The 24706-nt window shown below is 31.2% G+C and carries 28 protein-coding genes and 1 riboswitch; of the genes, 16 read left to right on the top strand and 12 right to left on the bottom strand.

What is annotated here, in order from left to right; all coding sequences use genetic code 11:
* Nucleotides 1–19 precede the first annotated feature (19 nt).
* The 3 genes from AC2I98_RS09160 to AC2I98_RS09170 all read left to right on the top strand — a co-directional run bounded on the left by AC2I98_RS09160 (nucleotide 20) and on the right by AC2I98_RS09170 (nucleotide 2909).
* Complete coding sequence (locus tag AC2I98_RS09160; protein ID WP_486411396.1) at nucleotides 20–451, top strand: hypothetical protein; 432 nt, start codon at nucleotides 20–22, stop codon at nucleotides 449–451.
* 107 nt (nucleotides 452–558) lie between these two features.
* Nucleotides 559–1533, top strand: coding sequence for a hypothetical protein (locus AC2I98_RS09165; RefSeq protein ID WP_486411397.1), 975 nt, complete (start codon nucleotides 559–561; stop codon nucleotides 1531–1533).
* 173 nt (nucleotides 1534–1706) lie between these two features.
* Nucleotides 1707–2909, top strand: a complete 1203-nt coding sequence (locus AC2I98_RS09170; RefSeq protein ID WP_486411398.1) for an IS256 family transposase — start codon at nucleotides 1707–1709, stop codon at nucleotides 2907–2909.
* A gap of 61 nt (nucleotides 2910–2970) precedes the next feature.
* Here the strand turns inward: AC2I98_RS09170 and AC2I98_RS09175 are convergent, their stop codons facing one another.
* Both AC2I98_RS09175 and AC2I98_RS09180 read right to left on the bottom strand, forming a co-directional pair.
* Nucleotides 2971–4065 (bottom strand): mannose-1-phosphate guanylyltransferase, encoded by a 1095-nt coding sequence (locus AC2I98_RS09175; RefSeq protein ID WP_486411399.1) that lies wholly within the window; start codon nucleotides 4063–4065, stop codon nucleotides 2971–2973.
* 9 nt (nucleotides 4066–4074) lie between these two features.
* Complete coding sequence (locus tag AC2I98_RS09180) at nucleotides 4075–4665, bottom strand: SprT-like domain-containing protein (protein ID WP_486411400.1); 591 nt, start codon at nucleotides 4663–4665, stop codon at nucleotides 4075–4077.
* 53 nt (nucleotides 4666–4718) lie between these two features.
* Here AC2I98_RS09180 and AC2I98_RS09185 point away from each other — a divergent pair, with 53 nt between their 5' ends.
* The 6 genes from AC2I98_RS09185 to AC2I98_RS09210 all read left to right on the top strand — a co-directional run bounded on the left by AC2I98_RS09185 (nucleotide 4719) and on the right by AC2I98_RS09210 (nucleotide 9024).
* Nucleotides 4719–5465, top strand: a complete 747-nt coding sequence (locus AC2I98_RS09185) for an MlaE family ABC transporter permease (protein ID WP_486411401.1) — start codon at nucleotides 4719–4721, stop codon at nucleotides 5463–5465.
* Nucleotides 5465–6235, top strand: coding sequence for an ABC transporter ATP-binding protein (locus tag AC2I98_RS09190; RefSeq protein WP_486411402.1), 771 nt, complete (start codon nucleotides 5465–5467; stop codon nucleotides 6233–6235). The genes AC2I98_RS09185 and AC2I98_RS09190 overlap by 1 nt, the downstream gene beginning before the upstream one ends.
* 23 nt (nucleotides 6236–6258) lie before the next feature.
* Nucleotides 6259–6858 carry a porin family protein gene (locus tag AC2I98_RS09195; protein WP_486411403.1) on the top strand — a complete coding sequence of 200 codons (600 nt, stop codon included), beginning with the start codon at nucleotides 6259–6261 and terminating at the stop codon, nucleotides 6856–6858.
* A 74-nt stretch (nucleotides 6859–6932) separates the two neighbouring features.
* Nucleotides 6933–7640 carry a tetratricopeptide repeat protein gene (locus tag AC2I98_RS09200; RefSeq protein WP_486411404.1) on the top strand — a complete coding sequence of 236 codons (708 nt, stop codon included), beginning with the start codon at nucleotides 6933–6935 and terminating at the stop codon, nucleotides 7638–7640.
* 114 nt (nucleotides 7641–7754) lie between these two features.
* Nucleotides 7755–8252, top strand: coding sequence for a 6,7-dimethyl-8-ribityllumazine synthase (gene ribH, locus AC2I98_RS09205; RefSeq protein ID WP_486411405.1), 498 nt, complete (start codon nucleotides 7755–7757; stop codon nucleotides 8250–8252).
* Nucleotides 8253–8283: 31 nt separating this feature from the next.
* A complete protein-coding gene (locus AC2I98_RS09210; RefSeq protein ID WP_486411406.1) occupies nucleotides 8284–9024 on the top strand; it encodes an acyl-[acyl-carrier-protein] thioesterase in 741 nt (246 codons plus the stop codon).
* Nucleotides 9025–9147: 123 nt separating this feature from the next.
* Here AC2I98_RS09210 and AC2I98_RS09215 read toward each other — a convergent pair whose 3' ends face one another.
* The 3 genes from AC2I98_RS09215 to AC2I98_RS09225 form a co-directional block, all read right to left on the bottom strand.
* Nucleotides 9148–10350 carry an IS256 family transposase gene (locus tag AC2I98_RS09215; RefSeq protein WP_486411407.1) on the bottom strand — a complete coding sequence of 401 codons (1203 nt, stop codon included), beginning with the start codon at nucleotides 10348–10350 and terminating at the stop codon, nucleotides 9148–9150.
* A gap of 156 nt (nucleotides 10351–10506) precedes the next feature.
* Complete coding sequence (locus tag AC2I98_RS09220) at nucleotides 10507–10962, bottom strand: copper resistance protein NlpE (RefSeq protein ID WP_486411408.1); 456 nt, start codon at nucleotides 10960–10962, stop codon at nucleotides 10507–10509.
* 100 nt (nucleotides 10963–11062) lie between these two features.
* The gene (locus AC2I98_RS09225; RefSeq protein ID WP_486411409.1) at nucleotides 11063–11479 is read right to left on the bottom strand and encodes a nucleoside-diphosphate kinase; all 417 of its coding nucleotides are present in this window, start codon (nucleotides 11477–11479) and stop codon (nucleotides 11063–11065) included.
* Between the two features lie 185 nt (nucleotides 11480–11664).
* Between AC2I98_RS09225 and AC2I98_RS09230 the strand changes: the two genes are divergently transcribed.
* Complete coding sequence (locus tag AC2I98_RS09230; RefSeq protein WP_486411410.1) at nucleotides 11665–12192, top strand: hypothetical protein; 528 nt, start codon at nucleotides 11665–11667, stop codon at nucleotides 12190–12192.
* A gap of 13 nt (nucleotides 12193–12205) precedes the next feature.
* On the opposite strand, the gene AC2I98_RS09235 is transcribed toward AC2I98_RS09230, so the two are convergent.
* The 5 genes from AC2I98_RS09235 to AC2I98_RS09255 all read right to left on the bottom strand — a co-directional run bounded on the left by AC2I98_RS09235 (nucleotide 12206) and on the right by AC2I98_RS09255 (nucleotide 18492).
* Nucleotides 12206–13498, bottom strand: a complete 1293-nt coding sequence (locus AC2I98_RS09235; protein ID WP_486411411.1) for an APC family permease — start codon at nucleotides 13496–13498, stop codon at nucleotides 12206–12208.
* 68 nt (nucleotides 13499–13566) lie between these two features.
* Nucleotides 13567–15954: a TonB-dependent receptor plug domain-containing protein gene (locus AC2I98_RS09240; RefSeq protein WP_486411412.1), complete on the bottom strand. Its 2388-nt coding sequence runs from the start codon at nucleotides 15952–15954 to the stop codon at nucleotides 13567–13569.
* A gap of 54 nt (nucleotides 15955–16008) precedes the next feature.
* Nucleotides 16009–16113, bottom strand: a riboswitch (SAM riboswitch).
* Nucleotides 16114–16172: 59 nt separating this feature from the next.
* Nucleotides 16173–16772 carry an aminotransferase class IV gene (locus AC2I98_RS09245; protein ID WP_486411413.1) on the bottom strand — a complete coding sequence of 200 codons (600 nt, stop codon included), beginning with the start codon at nucleotides 16770–16772 and terminating at the stop codon, nucleotides 16173–16175.
* Nucleotides 16756–17715 carry an aminodeoxychorismate synthase component I gene (locus tag AC2I98_RS09250; RefSeq protein WP_486411414.1) on the bottom strand — a complete coding sequence of 320 codons (960 nt, stop codon included), beginning with the start codon at nucleotides 17713–17715 and terminating at the stop codon, nucleotides 16756–16758. Before AC2I98_RS09250 ends, AC2I98_RS09245 begins: the two co-directional genes overlap by 17 nt.
* A gap of 15 nt (nucleotides 17716–17730) precedes the next feature.
* Nucleotides 17731–18492, bottom strand: coding sequence for a hypothetical protein (locus AC2I98_RS09255; RefSeq protein WP_486411415.1), 762 nt, complete (start codon nucleotides 18490–18492; stop codon nucleotides 17731–17733).
* A gap of 72 nt (nucleotides 18493–18564) precedes the next feature.
* On the opposite strand from AC2I98_RS09255, the gene AC2I98_RS09260 reads away from it, so the two are divergent.
* Both AC2I98_RS09260 and AC2I98_RS09265 read left to right on the top strand, forming a co-directional pair.
* The gene (locus AC2I98_RS09260; protein WP_486411416.1) at nucleotides 18565–19137 is read left to right on the top strand and encodes a nitroreductase family protein; all 573 of its coding nucleotides are present in this window, start codon (nucleotides 18565–18567) and stop codon (nucleotides 19135–19137) included.
* A 121-nt stretch (nucleotides 19138–19258) separates the two neighbouring features.
* The gene (locus tag AC2I98_RS09265) at nucleotides 19259–20083 is read left to right on the top strand and encodes an alpha/beta hydrolase (protein ID WP_486411417.1); all 825 of its coding nucleotides are present in this window, start codon (nucleotides 19259–19261) and stop codon (nucleotides 20081–20083) included.
* Nucleotides 20084–20128: 45 nt separating this feature from the next.
* Here AC2I98_RS09265 and AC2I98_RS09270 read toward each other — a convergent pair whose 3' ends face one another.
* Entirely contained in the window at nucleotides 20129–20656 is a 528-nt protein-coding gene (locus tag AC2I98_RS09270) for an SRPBCC family protein (RefSeq protein ID WP_486411418.1), read from the bottom strand.
* A gap of 72 nt (nucleotides 20657–20728) precedes the next feature.
* On the opposite strand from AC2I98_RS09270, the gene AC2I98_RS09275 reads away from it, so the two are divergent.
* Nucleotides 20729–21793, top strand: a complete 1065-nt coding sequence (locus AC2I98_RS09275) for a Kelch repeat-containing protein (RefSeq protein WP_486411419.1) — start codon at nucleotides 20729–20731, stop codon at nucleotides 21791–21793.
* 11 nt (nucleotides 21794–21804) lie between these two features.
* Here AC2I98_RS09275 and AC2I98_RS09280 read toward each other — a convergent pair whose 3' ends face one another.
* Nucleotides 21805–22266 carry a DinB family protein gene (locus AC2I98_RS09280; RefSeq protein ID WP_486411420.1) on the bottom strand — a complete coding sequence of 154 codons (462 nt, stop codon included), beginning with the start codon at nucleotides 22264–22266 and terminating at the stop codon, nucleotides 21805–21807.
* 134 nt (nucleotides 22267–22400) lie between these two features.
* Between AC2I98_RS09280 and AC2I98_RS09285 the strand changes: the two genes are divergently transcribed.
* The 3 genes from AC2I98_RS09285 (at nucleotide 22401) to AC2I98_RS09295 (ending at nucleotide 24685) form a co-directional block, all read left to right on the top strand.
* Nucleotides 22401–23501, top strand: a complete 1101-nt coding sequence (locus AC2I98_RS09285) for an Mrp/NBP35 family ATP-binding protein (RefSeq protein WP_486411421.1) — start codon at nucleotides 22401–22403, stop codon at nucleotides 23499–23501.
* Between the two features lie 12 nt (nucleotides 23502–23513).
* Nucleotides 23514–23804, top strand: coding sequence for a NifU family protein (locus tag AC2I98_RS09290; protein ID WP_486411422.1), 291 nt, complete (start codon nucleotides 23514–23516; stop codon nucleotides 23802–23804).
* Nucleotides 23805–23914: 110 nt separating this feature from the next.
* Nucleotides 23915–24685, top strand: coding sequence for a DUF3108 domain-containing protein (locus AC2I98_RS09295; protein WP_486411423.1), 771 nt, complete (start codon nucleotides 23915–23917; stop codon nucleotides 24683–24685).
* Nucleotides 24686–24706: the final 21 nt, after the last annotated feature.

Below are 24706 nucleotides of genomic sequence, written 5' to 3' on the forward strand. Positions count from 1 at the left end.
ATCAACAAAATAAATTATTATGGGACTTAGAACTTTTTTGAAAAGAATTTTAGGAAAAACGGAAACTGCGATTGATGTTGCGGGAGATAAATTTGACGATGTTTCGGCAACTGTAAAAAAAGCAGGAACATTGATTGCAGATGACGCATCGGATTTTGCGCGTAAAACAATCAATAATATAAAAGATGCTTCGGGTGATTTGAAAGAACAATCGAAAGAAGCAGCTAGAGATTTTAAAGAAAGATCGAAACAAGATTATAACGAAGTAAAAGATATCGCAGAAAAACAAATGAAAGAAACTAGTGCTTTTGTAAAAGAAAAAGTTTCTGATTTGAAAGATACATTTAAAGAAGAAAAAACTGATTTAGAAGAAAAAGCTGAAGAATTGAAAACTGATGCAGAAAATAAATTGGATGAAATTTCTGGAGACATAAAAAAGGAAACGAACTAATTGCTGCATTCATTTGTAGAGTTAAATGTTAAAATTTTAACTTTTTGTTGCTATTTAAAAAAATGGTTTAATTTTTGCATTTAGAAAAATTCTACGAATTTAATAAAATGACTGAATATAAAGATCTCGAGCCCTCTACTAACCCAAAGCATAAAAAAGAGTTCGTAAAGAATATCATTATTGCAGTTTTAGCAGTTGCCTTATTATTGGCGGTTGCTTATATTGTTTATTCTAAAGAAGCGAATGCAAAATCTTCTGTAGAAATGCAAACTGATATTAATGATTTAGAGCGTTCGAGAGAAATTTTAAAACAAGAGTTACGCCTCGTTAGATCTGATTTTGACGATGCAAAAACGCGTGTTGTAAAAAAAGATTCTTCATTAAGTTATCAAGATCGATTGATTTTAGAGAAACAAAAAGAAATTCAGGCTATTCTTAATAAAGAAGAAATTACAAGTCTTGAATTAAATCGTGCAAAACGTTTAATCACCTCTTTGCAAGCAGATATTAAAGTTTATAAAGAAGAAATTGTTCGTTTGAAAGATGAAAATAAAGTATTAACACATAAAAATACTGAATTAACTTCTCAGAATTCGAATTTAACTGAACAGAAAAAAGTAGTTGAAACAAATTTAACCGAAGAGAAAGAAAATCATCAAAACTTAATCAAAGAAACTAATTCGACATTATCAATTTCAAATTATACGATAAAAGGTTTGCGTGTAAAATCGAGTGGAAAAGAAATTGAAACAACTAGAGCCCGAAGAATAGATAAAGTGAGAGTTTCTTTTGATTTGGATAAAAACTTGAATGCAGCTTCTGAAACAAAAGAACTTTATGTTACAATTTACAAACCAGATGGTGAAGTAGGTAAATTTAAAGGTGCTAATTCAGGCGAAACAACTTTACGTTCTGGAGCTTCTATTGATTATTCTGATCGTGTAAAAGTGAATTATAACAGCATGTCTGGTTCGCGTGTAACCTTTGATTGGGTTGACTATGATTTCCCGAAAGGAGAATACAAAATCGATATTTACCAAAACGGTTATAAAGTTGGTCAAAATGTGATTACATTACGATAATAAACTTCAAAATATAAAAAAGAGGCTTGAATTTCAAGTCGCTTTTTTTATGTTTTGAAGGTAGTATCACACAAACTGTGTAAGAAGAAAAGTTATTCTGAAAAATTATGAGCCTTACAGCTCAAATAATTTTTCGGAGATAACTTTTTATTATTTTTAAACGTTACATAGTTATGATCGACAAAGAAGATTTATTAAACAGTAAGGATTTTTACAAGTCCTTTAAGAATGGAGAGGATTTAACATCCTTCTTCAAGGAGCTGCACAAGAAAGCAGTTGAACATATGTTGGATGCTGAACTAGATAGTCATCTAGACAATGAAAAACATGCCAGAAGCAAAGATGGAAATTATCGAAACGGACATGACTCCAAGAAAATAAAATCCGCTTTTGGTGAATCAGAAATTAAGGTTCCTCGTGATAGAAAAGGCAGTTTTGAACCTGCTTTAGTTCCCAAAAGACACAATATTATCGATGGTTTAGAAAATATTATTATTTCATTTTATGCCAAAGGAATGAGTGTTTCGGACATCGAAGAACAGATTCGCGAGATGTACGATTTTGATATTTCAACATCAACAATATCACGAATTACTAACGCTGTTACCAGTGAAGTTGTTGCTTGGCAAAACCGACCGTTAGACGATTTATACTTGATTGTTTGGATGGATGGAATTGTTTTTAAAGTTCGAGAAAATTCAAAAGTCATCAATAAAACCATTTATTTAGCCGTTGGTTTAAACCGAGAGGGAAGAAAAGAAGTGTTAGGCATGTGGCTTGGAAAGAATGAGAGTTCCAGTTTTTGGATGAGTGTTTTGACCGATTTAAAAGCTCGTGGTGTTGAAGATATTCTCATTACAGCAACCGATAATTTAAACGGATTTACCCAGATTATTCGCTCTGTTTTTCCAGAATCGCAAACTCAAATTTGTGTGGTTCATCAGATTAGAAACGCTTGCAAATATGTGGTTTGGAAAGACAGAAAAGAGTTTTCTGCCGATATGAAACACATTTATACAGCACCCAACAAAGACGCCGCAAAAGCTGCTTTGGACGATTTTGCAACAAAATGGGAAAGTAAATATTTGTACGCCATTCAATCCTGGAGAAATAATTGGGATGAATTAACCGTATTTTTTGAATTTCCGCTAGAAATCCGTAAAATCATTTACACCACTAATTTAATTGAAAATCTAAACGGAAAAATTAGAAAATACACTAAAAATAAAATGTCATTTCCTACCGATGATGCTGTCTTAAAGTCTGTTTATCTGGCACTCAAAGAGTCCACTAAAAAATGGACTATGCCAATCCATAATTGGGGAATTGTTTTAAACCAATTTATGCTTATTTTTGAAAATAGGCTCAGATTATAAAATCTAAGCCCTAACTTTTCTACTTACACACTTGATGGGATAGTGTCGTTTTGAAGTTATATCAACAATATTTTTCTCCTTTTTTCTGCAATTTCAAATCACTTACATACGATTTGATATTTTGTACATTGCTTCGAGGACAAATTAACAGACCTTTATCCGAATTAATTACAACATAACCATCTAAACCATCAATAATAATTGCTTTGTCTTCTGTGGAATAAATAAAATTGTTCTTTGCATTATAACCAGAAAAATGTTTACACAACAATGTATTTTGATTTTCGTCTTGATCTTCTCCTGTGTATTTATATTTCTCGTTGATAGCAGACCAAGTTCCGATATCGCTCCAACCAAACGTTGCAGGAATAACGTATACATTATCTGCTTGTTCCAAAATTCCTTTGTTAATAGATGTAACATCTAACGTTGTATAAATTGGTTTTAAAGTTTCTGTATTTTGTAACGATTGATCAAGATCAAAATATTTTTTCAAAGTTTCTTGCATAGATGGCAAATGCTGTAGAAAAGCTTTTACAATACTATCTGCTGACCAAATAAGGATTCCTGTATTCCAAATAAATTCACCACTTGTAATAAAAGATTCTGCAAATTCTAAATCAGGCTTATCGATATACGATTTCACTTTTTTAATAGGTGTTGGATGCTCTATAAACTGAATATAACTATAATTAACATCTGGTCGAGTTGGTGCTACTCCCAATGTAATTAATCGATCATTGTCAGCATCTTCGAAAGCAATTTTTACTTTAGCCGCAAATTCATCTTCATCAAAAATAAAGTGATCCGAAGGTGAAATAATTAACTTAGCATTTGCATTAAGTTGTTGAATAGTCATTGCAGCTAACAAATTACACGCCGCTGTGTTCATTACCCTTGGTTCAATGATAAAATTTTTCTCATTAAACTCTGGTAATTGTTCTTTTACAATTTCTTTATAATCTTGTATCGTAACAATGAAAATATTTTCTTGTGGAACAACTTTTTTTAATCGATTATAAGTTAATTGAATAAAAGTTTTCCCAATTCCTAGTAAATCATGAAACTGTTTTGGTTTTTTTATCGTACTCAGAGGCCATAATCTGACTCCTGTTCCACTGGCAAGTATAATAGCGTAGTTGTCTTTGTTATTCATGATTGTTCTTTAAAGTTTATTTACGGTAGCAGTCGCGTTTATCAAATATTTTTTCTTGGTTTTCAACTCTAAACAAAGATACCTTAATTTTCGTTTAGATTCTTTTTTAAAGACTCTTTTTCCTATCGAAAATACTGTGCCATCTTCTAAATCTTCTAAATATATTTGAGTAGGATTTTTATCATCTATAATATATTTTGAAATATTAATATCCGCTCCCAAACTCGCTTTCGGATGTTTTGCATGATGAAGAATATAAGGTTGCAACTCTTCGGGATAAATATGTAAAGATTCTAACAACAAATGACCAAAAATAGTTTTCCACTCTTTTCCGTGCGGATTTATTTTACGCGAATCAAATTGAACAAAAGTTTTGAGATGAGCTACTTCGTGCGTAAAAACAAAAAAGAAAGCATACGGGTTTAGGTCGCCATTTACTGTAATTTGATGACGATTATTTTCGACCAATTTGCGATAATCTCCCAACTTCGTTTCTCTTCTTCTTGTAATTTTAAGTGTAATATAATGGCTTTCTAACCATTTTTTCACATACAAGTCTGCATTATGAGGGAGATAAGAAATTAAATGTTCTAAATTCACATTGTGCAAGATAAATAAAAAGCCTTTCCAATAAAAATATTAATTTTGTCGTAATGAAACTAATCGAAAATATAGGGTCATACTTTATGCTTATGGGTAAAGTATTTAGTAAACCTCAAAAACTGAGTGTTTTCTGGAAATTGACTGTTAGAGAAATATATGATTTAGGTGTCAACTCATTAGGAATTGTAACCTTTATCTCTACATTTATGGGAGCTGTAGTAGCAATACAAATGGCTCAAAACTTTCAAGGAGCTTCCATTCCTGTACCAGATGCTTATATTGGTTATGCAACCAAGGTCGTTTTGGTATTAGAGTTTGCTCCAACTATTATGTCATTAATCTTAGTTGGTAAAGTTGGTTCGTATATCGCTTCAAGTATTGGAACAATGCGTGTTACCGAACAAATTGATGCATTAGATGTGATGGGAATCAATTCTGCAAACTTTTTAATTTTACCCAAAATTATCGCCTGTGTATTTTTCAATCCATTATTAGTCATGATTTCGATCGGATTTGGATTATTGGGAGGTTATTACATTGGTGTTTTCACAAAATTATGGTCTGCAGCCGACTTTATTACAGGTTTACAAATGAACATGGCTACCAAATTATTTGTTTATACATTTGTTAAAACAATGGTTTTTGCCTTTGTTATCGCAACAATTCCTGCTTATTATGGTTATAAAGTAAAAGGAGGTTCGTTAGAAGTTGGACGATCAGCAACAACAGCAGTTGTTTGGACATCAATTGCAATTATTGTGATCAACTTAATATTAACACAAACAATTTTAAGTTAATGATTGAGGTAAAAGAAATCAGAAAATCGTTCGATGCAGTTGAAGTATTAAAAGGTTTTTCTGTTACATTCGAAAAAGGAAAAGTTAGTTTGATTATTGGTCAAAGTGGATCTGGAAAAACTGTTTTCTTGAAAAACTTGATTGGTTTATTAACACCAACTTCTGGTCAAATTTTGTATGAAGGCGATAATATGATCGAATTCGATTACAAGGAAAAACAACGATTACGTTCAGAAATTGGCGTAGTTTTCCAAGGTTCTGCTTTATATGATACTATGAATATAGTCGAAAATGTAAAATTCCCATTGGAAATGTTTTCAGATATGTCAAATGCAGATGCAGAAAAACGCGCAAGAGAAGTATTAGATCGTGTAGAAATTGCGCGTACAGCGCTTAAAAAATTTCCGTCAGAAATCTCTGGAGGAATGCAAAAACGTGTGGCTATTGCGCGTGCTATTGTAAATAATCCAAAATATTTGTTTGCCGACGAACCAAATTCTGGTTTAGATCCAAAAACAGCTTTAGTTATCGACCAATTAATATACGATATCACAAAAGAATATAACACAACTACCGTCGTTAATACACATGATATGAACTCGGTAATGGAAATTGGTGATCATATCGTCTTCTTAAAAAATGGTTTCTTGGAATGGGAAGGTACAAAAGATGAGATTCTTGTAGCTGATAATCCAAATGTAATTGATTTTGTATATTCGTCAAATCTTTTCAAAAAGCTGAGAGAAGCCTTATTAAAAGAACAACAATAAAAATCAATAAAAATAAAAATTCTATGAAAAAATTAATTTTAACTGCAATTGTAGGTTTATCGACCAATTTTGCAATGGCGCAAAACATCAATTTTGGTATAAAAGGTGGAGCTGTTTTCAATACAGATAAAGGAGAAGTATGGAGCGATGCTGGTAACATTTTCAAAAGAGATGGAAAAGCTGCTACAGGATTTCAAGCAGGTGCTTTAGCACGTGTTTCTTTGGCAGGTATTTATATTCAACCAGAATTATTGTATACTCAATTTAAAAATGAATATGATGTTGATGGACAAAAACTTGATGTAACTAAAAAACGTATGGATATTCCAGTAAATGTTGGAAAAAGATTTTTAGGAATCGGTCATATTCAAGCAGGTCCTGTTTTCTCTTACTATTTTGATGACAAACTTTCTGTAAAAGATTTCACAACTGCAAAGCAAGACGAGTTTAACGTAGGAATGCAAATTGGTGCTGGTGTAGAAGTTTCTAAATTATTATTCGATCTACGTTACGAATTTGGTTTAGGAAAAATTGGTTCTGACATTGCAAATTCTAATGGAAGACAATTTCAAACAGAAAATCGTCCACAAATGTTAAACTTATCAGTGGCATATTTATTCTAAAAGGTTGTTTGTAAATAAATTTATTGGATATATTTGTTCCAAATTGTATTTTTGCAACCTCGTAAATTATTAAAATGGCAAAAAATAATAAAAAAGAAGAATTCGCTACAGAGCAATTCGTAGAAAAATTAGATAGAACAGCTTTCAACGTAGAGTTTTTTGTTGAAAAATATGCTAAAGCAATTGGTATTGGTTTAGGAGTAATTATTGTAGCTGTTTTAGGTTATTTTGCTTACTTAAAATTAGTCGTAGAACCTAAATCAGAAGACGCTTTCAAAGAAATGGTTCAAGCAGAACGTCTTTTTGATCAAGATTCTATTAACGTAGCGCTTAATGGTAGCGCAGGAAGTTTTCAAGGTTTACAACAAATTGTTGATGAATATGGAAATACTGACGCTGGTAATTTAGCTCGTTTCAAAGCGGCAAGTTCTTATTATAAATTAGGAGATTATGCGTCTGCTGTAAAATTATTAGAAGATTTTGATACAGATGACAATGTGATGTTAGCGCAAAAATATGGTATGTTAGGAAACGCATTAGTTGCTTCTAACAAATTAGAAGAAGGTTTACCTTACTATGTAAAGGCTGCAGAAGCAACAGAAGTTGAGACTTTACAATCAACTTACTACACAAAAGCAGGTGAAATTGCAATGGAATTAGGTAAAAATGTTGATGCTTTAAAATATTTCCAAGCTTTAGAGGATAAATATCCAAATGCAAACAATGGTGAAACTGCAAAATTTATTGAGCGTTTAAAATACGCTTCTGAAACTGCGAAATAATTCACTTTAAGATAATAGTTAAAAGCCGAACAAATTGTTCGGCTTTTTTATTGATTCAAATCAAAGTTTATCCTAAATCATTTTTGTAATTTTACCATTCAAATTAGAAACAAAATGGCAACAGAAAATAAAAATTTATCTCAATATAATAAAGCAGAATTACCTAATGTAGCAGGTTCTAAATTTGCGATTATCACCTCAGAATGGAACAATCATATCACATTTAACTTACGAGATGGTGCAAAAGATACCTTGATTGATTTAGGTGCAAATCCGAATGATGTAACATTATACGAAGTTCCTGGTAGTTTCGAGTTAATTTATGGAGCAGATAAAGTTGCGCAAACTCATCCCGAATTAGATGGAATTATTGTTGTTGGTTGCGTAATTCGTGGAGCAACAGCGCATTTTGATTATGTTTGTCAAGGTGTAACACAAGGTGTAAAAGATTTAAATATCAAGCATAACATGCCAATCATTTTTTGTGTTTTAACAGATGAAAACGAGCAACAATCTATCGATCGTTCTGGTGGAAAACACGGTAACAAAGGTGTAGAAGCTGGTGTTGCTGCTGTAATGATGGCAGACATGAAAAAGAAATTAGGTAAATAATTTACTCCTATTCTAACTCAAAATTTAGCAAATGCCAATTGCAGAAGATTTTCAATCCATTTTCACTAAAAATTGGGAAATATTTTTTTCTCAATGCGATCCTACTGGAAAAATGAAATTGACCGAAATGGCAAATCTTTTTCAGTTAACAGCTTCAGAACACGCTATAAAAGGAGGGTTAGGCTTCTTTGATTTACAAGAATTTAATCAATCTTGGGTAATGAATCGACTTCGAATAGAAATTGACGAATTACCTTCTTGGACAGATTTTGTTGATGTGAAAACATGGATTGAAGCTTTGAAAGGAGCAAAATCTATTCGTGATTTTACAATCGAGAAAAATGGTCAAAAACTGATTGGAGCTTCGAGTTTGTGGGCGGTTTTCAATACCGAAAAACGTCGTCCAGATATTCCCCAAATTGATTCGTCTCACATCGAACGATTCCCTGACTTAAAACCAACTGAAATCGATAATTCGATTTTGAACATTGATTTTGAACCGACTGAAGTTATTCAATATAAAGTTCAGTTTTCAGATTTAGATATTGTAAAACATGCGAATAACACCAAATATTTGGATTGGTGCTTGAATACTATTGATCCTGAAATTATATTAAAACATCGTATCAAAGCGATTGATATGAATTACTTGAAAGAATTAAGTTTACACGACGAAATAGAAATTCAGAAATTAGAAACGGAGCATTTAATTCAGTTCAAAATTGTCAATCAAGATAAAGTAAACTTCGTTTGTAGATTGGAATTGAGGTAGGGTTATTTGAATGAATAGATATCAAACTGAATTTATTTCAGCATATCATTAAATTTGTATATTATTCTAAATAATAGACACTATCCCATCAAGTGTGTAAGTAGAAAAGTTAGGGCTTAGATTTTATAATCTGAGCCTATTTTCAAAAATAAGCATAAATTGGTTTAAAACAATTCCCAAATTATGGATTGGCATAGTCCATTTTTTAGTGGACTCTTTGAGTGCCAGATAAACAGACTTTAAGACAGCATCATCGGTAGGAAATGACATTTTATTTTTAGTGTATTTTCTAATTTTTCCGTTTAGATTTTCAATTAAATTAGTGGTGTAAATGATTTTACGGATTTCTAGCGGAAATTCAAAAAATACGGTTAATTCATCCCAATTATTTCTCCAGGATTGAATGGCGTACAAATATTTACTTTCCCATTTTGTTGCAAAATCGTCCAAAGCAGCTTTTGCGGCGTCTTTGTTGGATGCTGTATAAATGTGTTTCATATCGGCAGAAAACTCTTTTCTGTCTTTCCAAACCACATATTTGCAAGCGTTTCTAATCTGATGAACCACACAAATTTGAGTTTGCGATTCTGGAAAAACAGAGCGAATAGTCTGGGTAAATCCGTTCAAATTATCGGTTGATGTAATGAGAATATCTTCAACACCACGAGCTTTTAAATCGGTCAAAACACTCATCCAAAAACTGGAACTCTCATTCTTTCCAAGCCACATGCCTAACACTTCTTTTCTTCCCTCTCGGTTTAAACCAACGGCTAAATAAATGGTTTTATTGATGACTTTTGAATTTTCTCGAACTTTAAAAACAATTCCATCCATCCAAACAATCAAGTATAAATCGTCTAACGGTCGGTTTTGCCAAGCAACAACTTCACTGGCAACAGCGTTAGTAATTCGTGATATTGTTGATGTTGAAATATCAAAATCGTACATTTCTTTGATCTGTTCTTCGATGTCCGAAACACTCATTCCTTTGGCATAAAATGAAATAATAATATTTTCTAAACCATCGATAATATTGTGTCTTTTGGGAACTAAAGCAGGTTCAAAACTGCCTTTTCTATCACGAGGAACCTTAATTTCTGATTCACCAAAAGCGGATTTTATTTTCTTGGAGTCATGTCCGTTTCGATAATTTCCATCTTTGCTTCTGGCATGTTTTTCATTGTCTAGATGACTATCTAGTTCAGCATCCAACATATGTTCAACTGCTTTCTTGTACAGCTCCTTGAAGAAGGATGTTAAATCCTCTCCATTCTTAAAGGACTTGTAAAAATCCTTACTGTTTAATAAATCTTCTTTGTCGATCATAACTATGTAACGTTTAAAAATAATAAAAAGTTATCTCCGAAAAATTATTTGAGCTGTAAGGCTCATAATTTTTCAGAATAACTTTTCTTCTTACACAGTTTGTGTGATACTACCAAATAATAAATAAAAAGGTTTCATATTGAAACCTTTTTGTATTTATTCTTTCTTCAATTCAAATTTAACAGAATCTGCTGTTTCTATTTTCTTTTGATTTTTATCTAACTGAATAATTTTTCCTTCTTCTATCAAAAAAGCATTCGGAACATTAGCTATTTCAGGAAAAACAATTGTATTTCCATCTTCTTTAAACTGAAAAGTTCCTGTCGTCATAATGGCATGATCATCTTTTCCCAAACGCTTTGTAGAATATACATACCCTTTATTTGGTAATAATTTTATTTCCATTTCAACCTCTTTGCAATCTTTTTCGTAACAAGGTAAAATTCCTTTATATGTCCCTTCAAATTGAATAGAATTTTCTGCTGTTTTTGCTTCTACTTTCAAAGAATCTTCAACATTTTCTACTTCATTTTTTACTGGTTCTTTTTCATTTTTACAACTTGACACAACAAAAGCTGCGATTGTAAATGTGGCTAAAATTATTTTTTTCATTTTTTAGAATTTGATTTAAAGGTAAGTAAATTTTAAGCCAAAAAAAATCCTTCCGAATATTTTCGGAAGGATTTATATGATGTTTTGTAATCTTATTCGATTAGAAAATTTCTTTCGCAGCAAAGTGGAAAGAAGCTTCAATAGCAGCATTTTCGTCAGAATCAGAACCGTGAACAGCGTTAGCATCGATAGATTCTGCATATTTAGCACGAATAGTTCCTTCTGCAGCTTCTGCTGGGTTTGTTGCACCGATTAACGTACGGAAATCAGCAACTGCGTTGTCTTTTTCTAAAACTGCAGCAACGATTGGTCCAGAAGTCATAAACTCAACTAAATCCTTAAAGAAAGGACGCTCTGCGTGAATAGCGTAAAATGCCTCTGCATCTTGTTTCGCTAATTGAGTCATTTTAGCCGCTTTGATTTTGAAACCAGCGTCAGTAATGTCTTTTAAAATATCTCCGATGTGTCCTTTTGCAACCGCATCAGGCTTAATCATTGTAAATGTAATGTTTGCCATTTTATTGATTTGTATTTATTACTTATTTTTTGAGATTGCAAAATTACAAAAATGATTCGAATGTATAACTTACATCAATGAAATTTCTTTAATTAATAAATACTATGTAAAATTATCAATTATAGCTATTATTTTTAAATTATGAAATTCTTCTTATTTTTAAGATAAATCTATTACTTTAAATTATGAATACAGATAATCTTTTTACAACGAAACAACATTCGAAATTGAAAAAACTGAATGGAAAATATTTTTTACCATTTGAAATTTGGAATTATTTAGATTTTGGATTGATGTTTCTTTTAATTGTATTTTTTACTTATTCTGTATATAAAATCAATGTTATTTTTATACTTATCATCGTTATTTATTTAATACGAATAATTACAACGATTAATGATCGATTTTTTATCGAAATTAAAACATCAAAACCTTTAAAAGAAAATATCAACTTAATAAAAGAATTAGCGAAGCGACAACCGAATTTCACACAATCATTAGATGAAAAAGGTTTGTTTTTATTTGAATACTCGGAGCAAAATATATTTTACAAATACAATTATAGAAAGCGAGATTATATTGAAACTGTTATCATTTATTGTGAAGATAATTCTATTTGGGTAAACTCATACAATCAACGTTATTTTGGTCTTTTTAGAAGGCAAAACTTAAAACAGTGGATAAAATTATTGAAAATAAAAAGCGAGAACTAATTCTCGCTTTTTGTTATTTAATATCTTTATTTTCGATTCGTTTATCAAAATAGAATAAGATTATTCCTAGTGCAATAATTCCTAAACCGAATAAGCTTTCTTTTGGTTTTTGCATCAAAACAAAATAACAGATATATAAACTAAAGGCTAAAAATATAGCAGGTAATACATAAAAAAGATTACTTTTTATAATCGTTAATTCGCTTCGTTTAATGAAAAAAGCAGTACAAACAGCCAAGGTTGCTAAAATTTGTAAAACAAAAGAAGTGTAAGTAAATATAACTTCAAAATCACCAGAAAAAATCAGTAAAATACTAATTGCTGTATGTACCCAAATTGCACGAACCGGAATTCTATTCTTGTTCTCTTTTGCCATAAAACTCCATAATTTATTCTCACGAGCCGTAGCTTGTGTCAATCGAGAACCAATCCACAAATAACCGCTAATTGTCGCTATTAATTGCAACGCAATAAAACAACTTACCCATTTTACATTGTTTCCAAGCAAATTACCAAACGAAATATTTGCCACATTTTCTTGTCCAGCTAATGAAATTGCCGAAGCATGTTTTAGAAAAACATAATTCAATAAAACATAAGAAATTGTCACAAAAACAACGCCTATAAACAATGCTTTTGGTAAATTTATTTTGGGATGTTCAATTTCTTCTACAATGTAAGAAGCAGAATTCCAACCAGTGTAAGCAAATGTTACATAAACCAAGGATGTGGCAAAAGCAGGAAGAAATAATTCATTTTTCCAAGTCGAATCAAAAAGCACCGCATTAGGCTCAACTGCTGGAACGAAATAAAAACCTAAAGCAATCAAAATAATTATAAATACAACTTTTAAAATGGTAAAAACATTCTGAAACTTGCTACTCAAATTTAAACTAAAGGATTGAAAAACTGCAACAATCAATATCATTGCTATTGCAAATTCTTTTCCTAAATCTAACCCAAAAATATTGAGGTATTTTCCCATCGCCAAAGCGGCTAATGATATTGGAGCTGAAAAACCTACGAACAAAGAAATCCAACTTGATAAATAACCAAAAAGTGGATGAAATGTACGGGATAAATAAATATAATCTCCTCCTGATTGTTTGAATTTTGAAGCTAATTCCGAATAAATAAAAGCACCTATTAAAGCTAAAACTCCTCCTATCGACCACAATAATAATATGGAAGTTGTGTTTTTTAGATCCGAAATTTGATAACCTAAACTGGTAAATACACCAGTTCCAATCATATTCGAAATAACTAATGCTGCTGCGGTTTTCCAACCAATTTTTGAATGTGCCATACACAAAAAAGTGCCAATTGAATGCTTAATTTACATTAAAATTGACACTTTGAATATTTTATTATTGTTTAAAATTTAAAACTTGCACGAGCAAAATAATACGCTCCTGTCATTCCCATTTGTACCGGTGCATGTGGGAAAACTCCATAATAAGAATTCTCATACACTTGTTTATCTGGAAAAACATCAAAAAGATTATTTGCACCTATTGTAAAGTTGAAGTTCTTCGTAATATCATATCCAATTGAAGCATCTGTTACTACTTTTCCTGTATGTTCTTGTACACTTCCCCAAGGATAACCATCTTTTATCACTTTTCCGAAATACGTATTACGCACCATGAAATTGAAACCAGAAATTGTATAATTTAATCCTAATGTCGCTTTTGTTTTTGGACTTAAAGACTCGATAATATTGACCTGATCTGGACCAAAAAATTCTTCTGTTGGAATTGTTAAAGCACTTGGAAAATGATAACCTACAATCTTTGTTTCGTTAATATTTCCTGATAAACTTGCGTTTAACTTTCCTTTACCTAAACGCGCATCATACGAAATAACTAAGTCTATTCCTCGTGTTTCGGTATCTATTGCATTCGTAAAAATACGTGCTGTTGCAACATTATATTTTTCTAAAGCAGGATCTGTGATATCAGAAGTTAATACAATTCGATCATCAACTCTGATAAAATATCCATCTAATGTGATAAATAATTTTGAAGTTGGACGAAACGTTAAACCTAAACTTGCATTAATCGATTTTTCTTCTTTTAATTTATCTAAACCGATTTCTCTCGAAAGTTCTGACTCATTTCGGATAATTCCTTTTGTTACCAAAACCTGATCACCATTATCATTCAAGAATAAATCTGTATATGAATTACTAAAATATTTTTGTTGTAAAGATGGCGCTCTAAATCCTGTTGAAATCGCTCCACGAACCGAATATCCTTTTGCATATTCATATCGCATTGCTAATTTTCCGTTGATAGTACTTCCAAAATCAGAGTAATTCTCGAAACGTCCAGCTAAATCAGCAGTAAAGTCTCCAAATTTCAATTCTCCATCAACATAAGCTGCAACTGAATGGCGGTCACCTTTAACTGCATTTAATGGTGAAAAACCAACAAAAGATTCAGATCCAGAACCTGAATAAGACGCCTCATCTCCCGCTTCGATTTTATATTGTTCGTAACGATATTCTCCTCCAAAAGCTAAACTAATGTTTTGATTGATTCGTTTCGAAAAATCTAAATTGACTGTATTTTGCAAAAATTGATGTTTCCCTGCGTAAAAATCGGTTGGAGAATTTAATCCTAATGATTGATTAATTGAATTTTCTAAATCATATTTAAATGAGTTCAACCCAAATGTATTACTCAAATCTATTTTCCAACCATCGTACGAATAACGTAATCCTGTTACATTAGAATAATCATTTACATTAGATTTTAACGTTGCTTGAAATCCATTTGGATAAATTTTTAATGCATCATCTGACAATTCACTTGGTAATCTTCTAAAACCAAATCCATTTCCTTGGCGCAATGAAACTCCTCCAAAAGAATAAAAATCTAATCGATCATTAATCGCCGTTTCTGCGTTGATAAAAAATTGTTGATTTTTGATAGCTGCATCACCAATTTGAAATCTGAAATCTTTTCTTGACAATCCCAATTCAGCAATTTTTGCATCATCAGCTGCTCTTGCAGCGTCTGGATCATCTGCAAAATCGTAGGCAAAGTTATCTCCAAAAATATCTAAATTATGATCTTTCGAACGATTCGTTTTCTTGCGCTCGCTGATAACAGCCGAAAAAACAAGCGAACCTGATTTACCTAATTTCGTTCCGTAACTTCCATTAAAATTATATGTTTCACCATCGTTGCGAGAAGTTTGACCGTATGTTAACGATGCGTCTCCACCTGGTTTAGACTTTAATACAATATTTACTACCCCTGCAATCGCATCAGAACCATATTGCGCAGCTGCACCATCTCGTAAAACTTCAATTTTATCAATAGCGGAAATTGGAATTGCACCTAAATCTGTTCCAACAGAACCATTTCCTACTGTATTTTGATAGTTTACCAACGAAGTTGTGTGACGACGTTTTCCATTCACCAAAACCAATACTTGATCTGGCCCCATTCCTCGCAAAGTAACAGGATCTATATGTTCTGTTCCATCGGCAGAAGACTGTCTAACAGAATTGAATGACGGAATAACCACATTCAAAATATCATTGATACTCAACTGAGGTGAAGATGTTTTTAATTTTTCAACATCAATAATATCAACAGGTACAGATGAATTAACAACGGTTCTTTCAGAAGCACGACCTCCGATTAATATAACCTCGTTAAGATTCGTTTCTTCTTTTTCTACCTCTTGAGCGAAAAGTGTTGATGCGCAAACAAATGCGAATGAAGCAAGTAAAAATTTGTTTCTTTTCATTTTTAATTTTTCATAAAACTTTCAAGAAACCAACAGATAAAAGTGAGATACTTTTACTCATCTTTCCCTTTAACTAGGTTGGATTTAGCACCTTAGATTATAAGTCATCTGGTTGCTAAGGTTTCATAGGGCCAATCCCTCCACCTTTCTTGATAAGTTTTGCAAATGTAATGCTAAAAAATGAATACGCAAACAATACTCTATAAAATTGATAGAGTTTATTTTAGTAACAACGAAATATCTAACTCTTGACTTTCCTCTAAATTCATCATTGCGTTAATTCGTTTGAATGATTTAAAATAGCTTAAATCTGAGACTTTTATATTTTTCTGAATAATTTCCTCTGATTGTAACAAGGCTTCGCGCATTGTTCCTTTTAATAAACAAGAACGTGGTGTTAACCATTGTGAACCATCAAAAAAAACGATATTCGAATAAATACAATCGGTAATATAATTTGACTTTACCAACACCAAATCATCTGTTTTAGATTCTTTCAAATACTCATCAAAAAACCAACGATCTAAATATTTGTAGGTATAATTAATTTTATTATCAATTTCAAAAAGCTGAATAGTTTCGATTGGCTTGATTTGATAAGGTTGAAATTCTATTGATTGAATTTCGCGATCATACTCAATTCTAATCTTGTATTTTTCGTCCGTTAAATCTTCGGGAAAATGAATAATTTCGTCTAATAATATTGGATTATTTTCTGAGAAATTATCATTTCTTGTGTAATCAAATCTTGTTTGATGAAATTCTAAATTTCGAAGTTGTTTATTCTCACAACAAATCGACTCAATAAATTGGAACATAAACTTTCTGAATTAATTCTTCATATTCTGCTTTCGCCTTACTTTTTGCAGTGATTCCTCCTCCACTCTTAAAATATAGCTCTTCTTCGTTTTTTTCAATAAAACGAATCATAACCGCACTGTCTAAATTTTCACCATCAAAAACACCAAAAACACCTGTATAGAAATTTCGATTATACTTTTCGGCTTCTAAAATAATTTCGATTGTTTTCTTTTTGGGCGCTCCACAAATAGAACCCGCAGGTAAAAGCTGATCGAAAATAGTTCCTAAATTTTGATAATAATCGTCTTTCAGATCACCTTTTATTTCAGAACTTACTTGCAACAATGTTTTATCATTCGTTTTGACCTCGTCAATATATCTGTAATTCGTTACCTCAACATTTTCTGAAACAAGACTCAAATCATTTCGTATTAAATCGACGATTGTAGCATGCTCAGCAGCTTCTTTTTCATCATCCAAAATCAATTGTTTAGCATTCGGAATTGAAGTGTCAATTGTACCTTTCATTGGATTAGAAAAGATTTTTTGATCTTCAATTTTCACGAAACGTTCGGGAGAAAAACACACAAAATCTTCTTTATATTTCAGCTTATATTTTGCTTCAGAAAATTTATAAACCTCATCTAATGATAAATCAGTTTCTATTTTTGTTGGCAACGTTAAATTCGTTAAGTATGAATTTCCAATTAAAAGATTATGGTGAACATATTCAAATTTTAGAAAATATTCGTCAAAGGAAATCGGGAATTTATTGAATTTAAAATCTTTCTGAAAAGATTCTTTTTTTGGCGAATCTATTTCAAATTTTATCTCATCAGGTAATTCATTTAACGGAATTACTTCTCCATTTTCTTTCAAAAAATCGATCATAAAAAAAAAGGGAACTTTTGCAGCTCCCAATTCATTCATTTTCGTAAAAATCGAATGCTTTGCTAACATTCGATAAAATTAATATTATTCTTGATTTGTACCAAGAAGATCAATTTCTGTTTTTTGATCATCTGTTAAAATCATATCTTTTAGCATAAAATAGACCATCATATAACCCAATGGATATGTAACAATCGCACCAATATAGCAAGCAATTGCACCAATTGAAGCTACTAGGCTAACAACTATCGCCATTAAAACCATCCACCAAAAATTCTTTTTTACAATTGCATAAGACGTTTTCAACGCTTCTATAGCACCCATATTTCCGTAATGAATAAGATAAGGAGCTAAATAAATACACGCTTGTAAGAAAAGTAAAAATATCGTTGCGACAAACATATATAACATTCCGAAGAGCGACGAACCAATCATTAATGCTGGATTAGCATTCTCTGGATCGCTCACTAAAACTGGTAAAATAGAGAAAATAAAATAAGGTAACATTACTAACAATGCTACACCAATAATGATAATGGTTAATAGAAAATAATTTCCAATATTCTTAAATCCTGTAAAAAAATCTCCTAATTCTAACGACATTTTATTTTCGGCACGTTCTGCACCAATCACAAATCCCATAATAAGTGGATACATCACAAAGAATAATCCAATAAAAGTAAAAGAAGCTAATGTAATAATAACTGCTGAGACCAAAGAGTAAATTACAAATGGTTGCCAATTTTTCTGAAAAAGTTCTAATGATTTATTAAAGTATTTTCCTATATCAAATTGGAATTTATTGTTTTTGTAATATTCAATTTTGTTGTAGTCTAATGTTTTCATCTTAACGTTGGTTTGATTAAATTTAATGTAAATTTGCTTGATTAGTAGAATAAAATTAAGAATTGTTACAACATGAATGCAAACGATTTATTATCAATCATAAAAAATAGACGCTCTATATTTCCTCCACAATACACACAAGATGAAATTACGCGTGAAGAATTAACTCAGATTTTTGAGGCTGCTAATTGGGCGCCATCACATAAAAAAACAGAACCTTGGCGTTTTATTGTTTTAGAAGGTCCTTCGAAAGATCGTTTTCGCGAGTATGTGAAACGTGTTTATGTACAAGGAACTCCTACAGATCAGTTGAGTGACAGAAAAATAAATGCATTAATTGAAAAGTGCGATAAATCGAATAAAATCGTTTTAATCAACTTTGTAAACACAGAAAAAAATCCTGAATGGGAAGAATTAGCTGCTACTTCTATGGCTGTTCAAAATATGTGGTTAATGGCAAGTACACTTAATATTGGTGCTTATTGGTCTTCTCCTGCAAATGTAATTGCGAATGTAGATGAATTTACGACAATGGAAGAAGGTGAGAAATGTGTTGGTGTTTTTTACATGGGAAAATTTGATGGAGAAACTCCAGAAGCTGTACGTCAACCAATAGAAGATAAAATAAAGTTTTTAGATTATTAAGAATTTTCTGAATTAAAAAATAAAAAGACTGCTAAAATTTAGCAGTCTTTTTACTGAATAACAATTAATTAATCATAGTTTTTGTATATTTGATTTCACACGTTTTAAAAAATAATCAACTATGAAATCTATTTATAAAATATTTTTTCTGAGTCTTTCATTTCTTTTCGTTTTGAGTTGTAAAACTACTCAACAAAAAGAATACACCGATCCAATTCCAAAACATGATACATTTACGATTCAATCTAAAGAATTAAAAGAAACTCGTACCATTAATGTTTGGACACCTGAGAATTATTCAACTTCCAAAGATTCGCTAATCGTGATCTATATGCCAGATGGTGGAACAAAAGAAGATTTTCCACATATTGCAAATACATTGAATGAATTAATGAACTCAAAAAAAATTCCACCAATGATTCTTGTTGGAATTGAAAATATACAACGTCGCAAAGATTTATCTCCACCAACAGAAAATGAAGAAGATAAAAAAGTAGCACCAATTGTTGGAGGTTCTTCAGAATTTAGACGTTTTATCAATGATGAATTATTTCCTGAAGTTAATAAACGCTATCGCACAACAGATAAAAGAGGAATTATTGGAGAATCATTAGCTGGTTTATTTATTATGGAAACTTTCTTGAAACAACCTAACATGTTTGATTATTACATTGTCATTGATCCTTCTTTATGGTGGAACGATCACAAAATGCTATTGAACGCGAAAAATGATTTAAAAAACTTTCCTACAACAGAAAAAAGATTATGGTTTGCTGGTTCAGGCGCAAGTGATATTTTGCCTTATACAGATGATTTGAAGAATATTTTAACACAAGTAAATCTTCCAAATTTAAAATGGAATTATTCTCCTGAACCAAAAGAAGAGCATTCTACTATTTATAGAGCAACTAAAGAAAAAGCATTAATTTGGACTTTTAACAATTAAAGAAAAATCTCCGAAACGAATTCGTTTCGGAGATTTTTTTATGAGTTACTTTTCACTTAATTCTTTCAACTTTGCTAAACCTGCGCCATACGATTTTTCCATTTGCGAATCCATCATTAGTTTCATCAAATTCATTGGATAATCTAATTCACAATCCATACTCCAAGTGACTTTGGTTGCGTTTCCTTCTTTTGTTAACACAATATCAGAAGTTGCGTCACTTTCGAATGGTTTTTTGAACATCATTTTTGTCGCCACTTTTTTATTCGGGTCTAAAGCTGTTATAACATGACAACCTTCACCAACATCTTCGTTTCCTTCCCAACAATATTCGTCACCAACTTGTCCTTGATTTCCTGAATATGTTAATTTCAGATTTGGATCTAATTTCATCCAAGGATTCCATTCATTAAATTTCTTTGATGAACTAGCTTGTTCGTAAACCTTTTCTATTGGCGCATTAATTACAATAGAAGTTTCGAAATGGTATTGTTTACCCAAAGCAAACATTAAAATTGTAAGCAAGACAAGTAAGCCTACAATAAACAAAAGGATTTTTTTAAGAATTTTCATATCATGTGTTTTGAATAATTATTTGAATACTAATATATTATTTTTTATATTCATTAAAAACATGTCTTTAATATGAACTGCATAAAAACATTATATTTAAGTCTCTTCTTCTTTCTCTTTTTAGGTAGTATAAATTGTCTTGCTCAAGAAAAAATTGAACTTGATGAAGTAAAGATTAATGCAAATAAAAAATTAAATACCTCAATTAAATACGAAAGATTAAAAAACATGCCCGAATCTGGAGTTTACTCTTTTGGAATTACCATAGAAAACGACAAACTATATGTAATGAGTGGAGATGTATCTAATATTGGGATGAGAACAGAATACAAAGGATTTAGTAATAAAATTTACATCTATGATTTAGAAAGAGATTTTTGGAAAACATCAAAAACAAAATCTTCAACCATTGCAAATAATTCTATCATTAGTCACAACGATTTGCTTTATAGTTTTGGAGGAAGAAGATTTGGTAATAATAGAACCAGAGAACTTTTAAATAACAAAATAGATGTTTATGATATAAAAAATGATACGATGATAATTGATGATGTTATGGCTCATCAAGCTGTTAATTTCACCACAGTAAAAGTTGATGACAAAATATTGTTCTTTGGTGGCTCTACAAGAAAATATCATAATGAATCAAAATTTTTCACAAACAAAGTAAGTATGTACAACCTTTCTACTGGATATTGGTATGAAATGGATCCTATGCCAGAAGCAAAAGAAGCGCCAGGAATTTTGGTTGACAATAAAGTTTATTTGATTGGAGGAAATAAAAATCATTCATTAAAATCTATTGATTCCTTCAATCTAAATGATGGAAAATGGACAAAAGAATTTGAACTTCCAATTGCAATGAGTAGACCTTCTTTAGCGCAAAAAGAACATATTATCTACATTTACGAAAATGGCGTATTTTACACATACAATACGTATGATAAAGTTCTTAAAGAATATTCTATCAATAATATTTTCGCACTTAATGGAAAAATTTTTATATACAAAGATTTTATTTACATCCTTGGAGGAATTGCAGATTCTAGCTCTCTTTCGAATCAAATGTACAGATTCAGTTTAAGTGAATTTAACAACACCAAAGTAAGAAGAGAACTAAAATTAAAGAGTAAATAAATCAAACTATTTTAAAAAGGAATATTCTTTTTCATTGCCATCATATATCCCAAATGCATTGCTTCGTGAATGTTATTATACAGAATAGCATCTTCAATAGACTCTAATGTCATTCCGAAACTTGTTTTATACGAACGATAATATGATAATTTCTCCGAACGATAATCTTTAAATAATTGCATAGGAGTACTTTCAAGCATTTCCTTCAATTCTTGCACATCTTCTTCCGTTACTTCCGTATTTCCGATTGTTCCTTTTTTATACTTCTGTATAAACTGAATATCGACCAACATCCTATTATCGGTTAAATAATAATGGATCAATTGCTGTGTTGCTAAAACATGAGCCGCATTCCAAAACAAATTATTTTTATAACCTACAGGTATGTAAAGTAGTTGCTTTAGAGAGTGTTGTTCAAGCTCATCAATAATCTGTTTTCTTATATTCGTCAGATAAATAATATGCTCTTCCATAGTTAGATTTAAAAGTTAAATATACATCAAATTACGTCTATTTATCAAATTATAAAGCAAAACAATTAAAATCACGTTTTTAGATTATTTAAAGTCTTTGATTCTTCGTAATTTTGTATCATTAAATTTAAAAGATGGCTTACACAAGAGATCAAATATATCAAGTATTAGAAGAATTGGGTATTCGCAATTGGATGCGTAACGCTCAAGTGATGGGAAATGATATTATTTTGGATATTGTTTCTCCTTCGCCTGCAATGCACGAACGCAAGCGTTTGGAAATTGCGTTGAAAAATGCATTTAAAGAAAATTTACCTGAAGCAAATCTTAAACTTAACATTTCTGTTGAAGTTGAAGAAAAAAATCCGACCGAAATCAAAGGTTCAGAATTACCAGGTGTTAAAAATATTATCGCAGTTGCATCAGGAAAAGGTGGTGTTGGAAAATCTACTGTTTCATCAAACTTAGCAATTAGTTTAGCAAACATGGGATTCAAAGTTGGTTTATTAGATGCTGATATCTACGGACCTTCTATGCCAATAATGTTCGATTGTCAAGATGCGCGCCCTTATTCTGTAGAAGTTAACGGAAAAACAAAAATAAAACCTGTAGAAGCATACGGAATCAAATTGTTATCAATTGGTTTCTTTGCAGATACAGATCAAGCAATTGTTTGGAGAGGACCTATGGCTGCTAAAGCGCTTAACCAAATGATTCGTGATGCACATTGGGGAGATTTAGATTTCTTATTAATCGATTTACCTCCAGGAACAGGTGACATTCATTTATCAATCGTTCAACAAGTTCCAATCACAGGAGCAGTTGTGGTTTCTACACCTCAAAACATTGCATTAGCTGATGCACGTAAAGGAGTTGGAATGTTCCAAATGGAAGCTATCAACGTTCCGGTATTAGGAATTGTAGAAAATATGGCGTATTTTACACCAGAAGAATTACCAAATAATAAATATTATATTTTTGGACAAAACGGTGCAAAAGATTTAGCAGAGCAAATTGGTGTTCCATTCTTGGGTGAAATTCCGATTGTACAATCAATTCGCGAAGCTGCCGATGTAGGACGTCCAGCAGCAATGCAAGAAGACACTGTCGTTTCAGAAGTTTATAAAACAATTGCACGTAACGCTGTACAAAGTTTAGTAGAACGTAACAGTACATTGCCTCCAACAGAAGCAGTTCGTATTACTACAATGGCAGGTTGTTCAGCAAAAAATTAAAAAAGAAAGATCATGACTCCAGAAGAAAAATATTCAGAAGTTGAAAAGGCCTTAACTGAAATTAGACCATTCTTAAATTCAGATGGAGGCGATATCGAATTAGTATCTGTAGAAGATAATATTGTAAAAGTTCGCCTAACAGGTGCATGTATTGCTTGTTCTGTTAATCAAATGACACTAAAGTCAGGTGTTGAAATGACAATCAAAAAATATGTTCCAGAAATCGTTTCAGTTATCAATGTTTCAGATTTTGAAACTCCTGCTGAAGCTGATCACATCTCTTCAATCAAAGAAGAAAATTAGAATAAGTCATTATTCAACATAAATAAAAACGCCTTTATATCAATTTATAAGGGCGTTTTATTATTTTTGGCAAACAATTTGAAACTTAACCTCAAAACGAAAAAATCAAAATGAAAAAATATATTTTATTTTTTACTTTTATTGTCCTTTCATTCGCATTGCCATTAAACGCACAAAACAATTATAAAGTTGGAGAAAGCCTTAAGTTTAGAGTACATTACTCTGGTTTAAATGCTGGTTTTGCAACTATTGATGTAAAAGAAGCAACTTTGAACGGAAAAAGTCATTATCACATTGTAGGAAAAGGGAATTCTACAGGTGCTGTGCGTGCTTTTTTTAAGGTAGATGATAACTATGAATCGTATATTGACAAAACAGATTTGAAACCTACTAAATTTGTTCGAAACATTGTAGAAGGTGGTTATAAACGTCATCAAATTTATTATTTTGATCATGCCAATAGAAAAGCGAAAGTTGAAAATAAACGAGATGGAACTATGTCAACAGAAACAATTCCGTACGATGCACAAGATTTACTGTCTGCTTTTTACAGCTTGCGCAATGCTGATCATTCTAAATTAAAAACTGGAGATTATTTGAACGAAAATATATTTCTTGGAGACGAAACATTAAAATTTAGATTGAAAGTTTTAGGACGAGAAGTATTAAAAACAAAATTCGGAAAAATTACAGCCATCAAAATTCGTCCGTATGTACAATCAGGTCGTATTTTCAAAGAGTCTGAATCTGTTACTATGTGGATTTCTGATGATGATAATTTAGTTCCACTTAAAATTAAAGCTGGATTATTAGTTGGGTCTTTAAATGCAGATCTAAATGAATATAAAAATTTAAAATACCCAATCAATTTTACAAAGTAAATTGAAAAAAACGAAGTTCGA

The organism is Empedobacter sp. EJD.6dd (assembly GCF_057369435.1).

Coding starts and splice junctions, on each gene's coding strand:
- AC2I98_RS09190 (WP_486411402.1), top strand. CDS start 5,465: ATGATTGAGGTAAAAGAAATCAGAAAATCGTTCGATGCAGTTGAAGTA.
- AC2I98_RS09250 (WP_486411414.1), bottom strand. CDS start 17,715: ATGTTAGCAAAGCATTCGATTTTTACGAAAATGAATGAATTGGGAGCT.
- AC2I98_RS09160 (WP_486411396.1), top strand. CDS start 20: ATGGGACTTAGAACTTTTTTGAAAAGAATTTTAGGAAAAACGGAAACT.
- AC2I98_RS09230 (WP_486411410.1), top strand. CDS start 11,665: ATGAATACAGATAATCTTTTTACAACGAAACAACATTCGAAATTGAAA.
- AC2I98_RS09270 (WP_486411418.1), bottom strand. CDS start 20,656: ATGAAAATTCTTAAAAAAATCCTTTTGTTTATTGTAGGCTTACTTGTC.
- AC2I98_RS09170 (WP_486411398.1), top strand. CDS start 1,707: ATGATCGACAAAGAAGATTTATTAAACAGTAAGGATTTTTACAAGTCC.
- AC2I98_RS09265 (WP_486411417.1), top strand. CDS start 19,259: ATGAAATCTATTTATAAAATATTTTTTCTGAGTCTTTCATTTCTTTTC.
- AC2I98_RS09290 (WP_486411422.1), top strand. CDS start 23,514: ATGACTCCAGAAGAAAAATATTCAGAAGTTGAAAAGGCCTTAACTGAA.
- AC2I98_RS09275 (WP_486411419.1), top strand. CDS start 20,729: ATGAACTGCATAAAAACATTATATTTAAGTCTCTTCTTCTTTCTCTTT.
- AC2I98_RS09245 (WP_486411413.1), bottom strand. CDS start 16,772: ATGTTCCAATTTATTGAGTCGATTTGTTGTGAGAATAAACAACTTCGA.
- AC2I98_RS09240 (WP_486411412.1), bottom strand. CDS start 15,954: ATGAAAAGAAACAAATTTTTACTTGCTTCATTCGCATTTGTTTGCGCA.
- AC2I98_RS09235 (WP_486411411.1), bottom strand. CDS start 13,498: ATGGCACATTCAAAAATTGGTTGGAAAACCGCAGCAGCATTAGTTATT.
- AC2I98_RS09210 (WP_486411406.1), top strand. CDS start 8,284: ATGCCAATTGCAGAAGATTTTCAATCCATTTTCACTAAAAATTGGGAA.
- AC2I98_RS09185 (WP_486411401.1), top strand. CDS start 4,719: ATGAAACTAATCGAAAATATAGGGTCATACTTTATGCTTATGGGTAAA.
- AC2I98_RS09225 (WP_486411409.1), bottom strand. CDS start 11,479: ATGGCAAACATTACATTTACAATGATTAAGCCTGATGCGGTTGCAAAA.
- AC2I98_RS09285 (WP_486411421.1), top strand. CDS start 22,401: ATGGCTTACACAAGAGATCAAATATATCAAGTATTAGAAGAATTGGGT.
- AC2I98_RS09280 (WP_486411420.1), bottom strand. CDS start 22,266: ATGGAAGAGCATATTATTTATCTGACGAATATAAGAAAACAGATTATT.
- AC2I98_RS09195 (WP_486411403.1), top strand. CDS start 6,259: ATGAAAAAATTAATTTTAACTGCAATTGTAGGTTTATCGACCAATTTT.
- ribH (WP_486411405.1), top strand. CDS start 7,755: ATGGCAACAGAAAATAAAAATTTATCTCAATATAATAAAGCAGAATTA.
- AC2I98_RS09175 (WP_486411399.1), bottom strand. CDS start 4,065: ATGAATAACAAAGACAACTACGCTATTATACTTGCCAGTGGAACAGGA.
- AC2I98_RS09220 (WP_486411408.1), bottom strand. CDS start 10,962: ATGAAAAAAATAATTTTAGCCACATTTACAATCGCAGCTTTTGTTGTG.
- AC2I98_RS09200 (WP_486411404.1), top strand. CDS start 6,933: ATGGCAAAAAATAATAAAAAAGAAGAATTCGCTACAGAGCAATTCGTA.
- AC2I98_RS09215 (WP_486411407.1), bottom strand. CDS start 10,350: ATGATCGACAAAGAAGATTTATTAAACAGTAAGGATTTTTACAAGTCC.
- AC2I98_RS09165 (WP_486411397.1), top strand. CDS start 559: ATGACTGAATATAAAGATCTCGAGCCCTCTACTAACCCAAAGCATAAA.
- AC2I98_RS09255 (WP_486411415.1), bottom strand. CDS start 18,492: ATGAAAACATTAGACTACAACAAAATTGAATATTACAAAAACAATAAA.
- AC2I98_RS09295 (WP_486411423.1), top strand. CDS start 23,915: ATGAAAAAATATATTTTATTTTTTACTTTTATTGTCCTTTCATTCGCA.
- AC2I98_RS09260 (WP_486411416.1), top strand. CDS start 18,565: ATGAATGCAAACGATTTATTATCAATCATAAAAAATAGACGCTCTATA.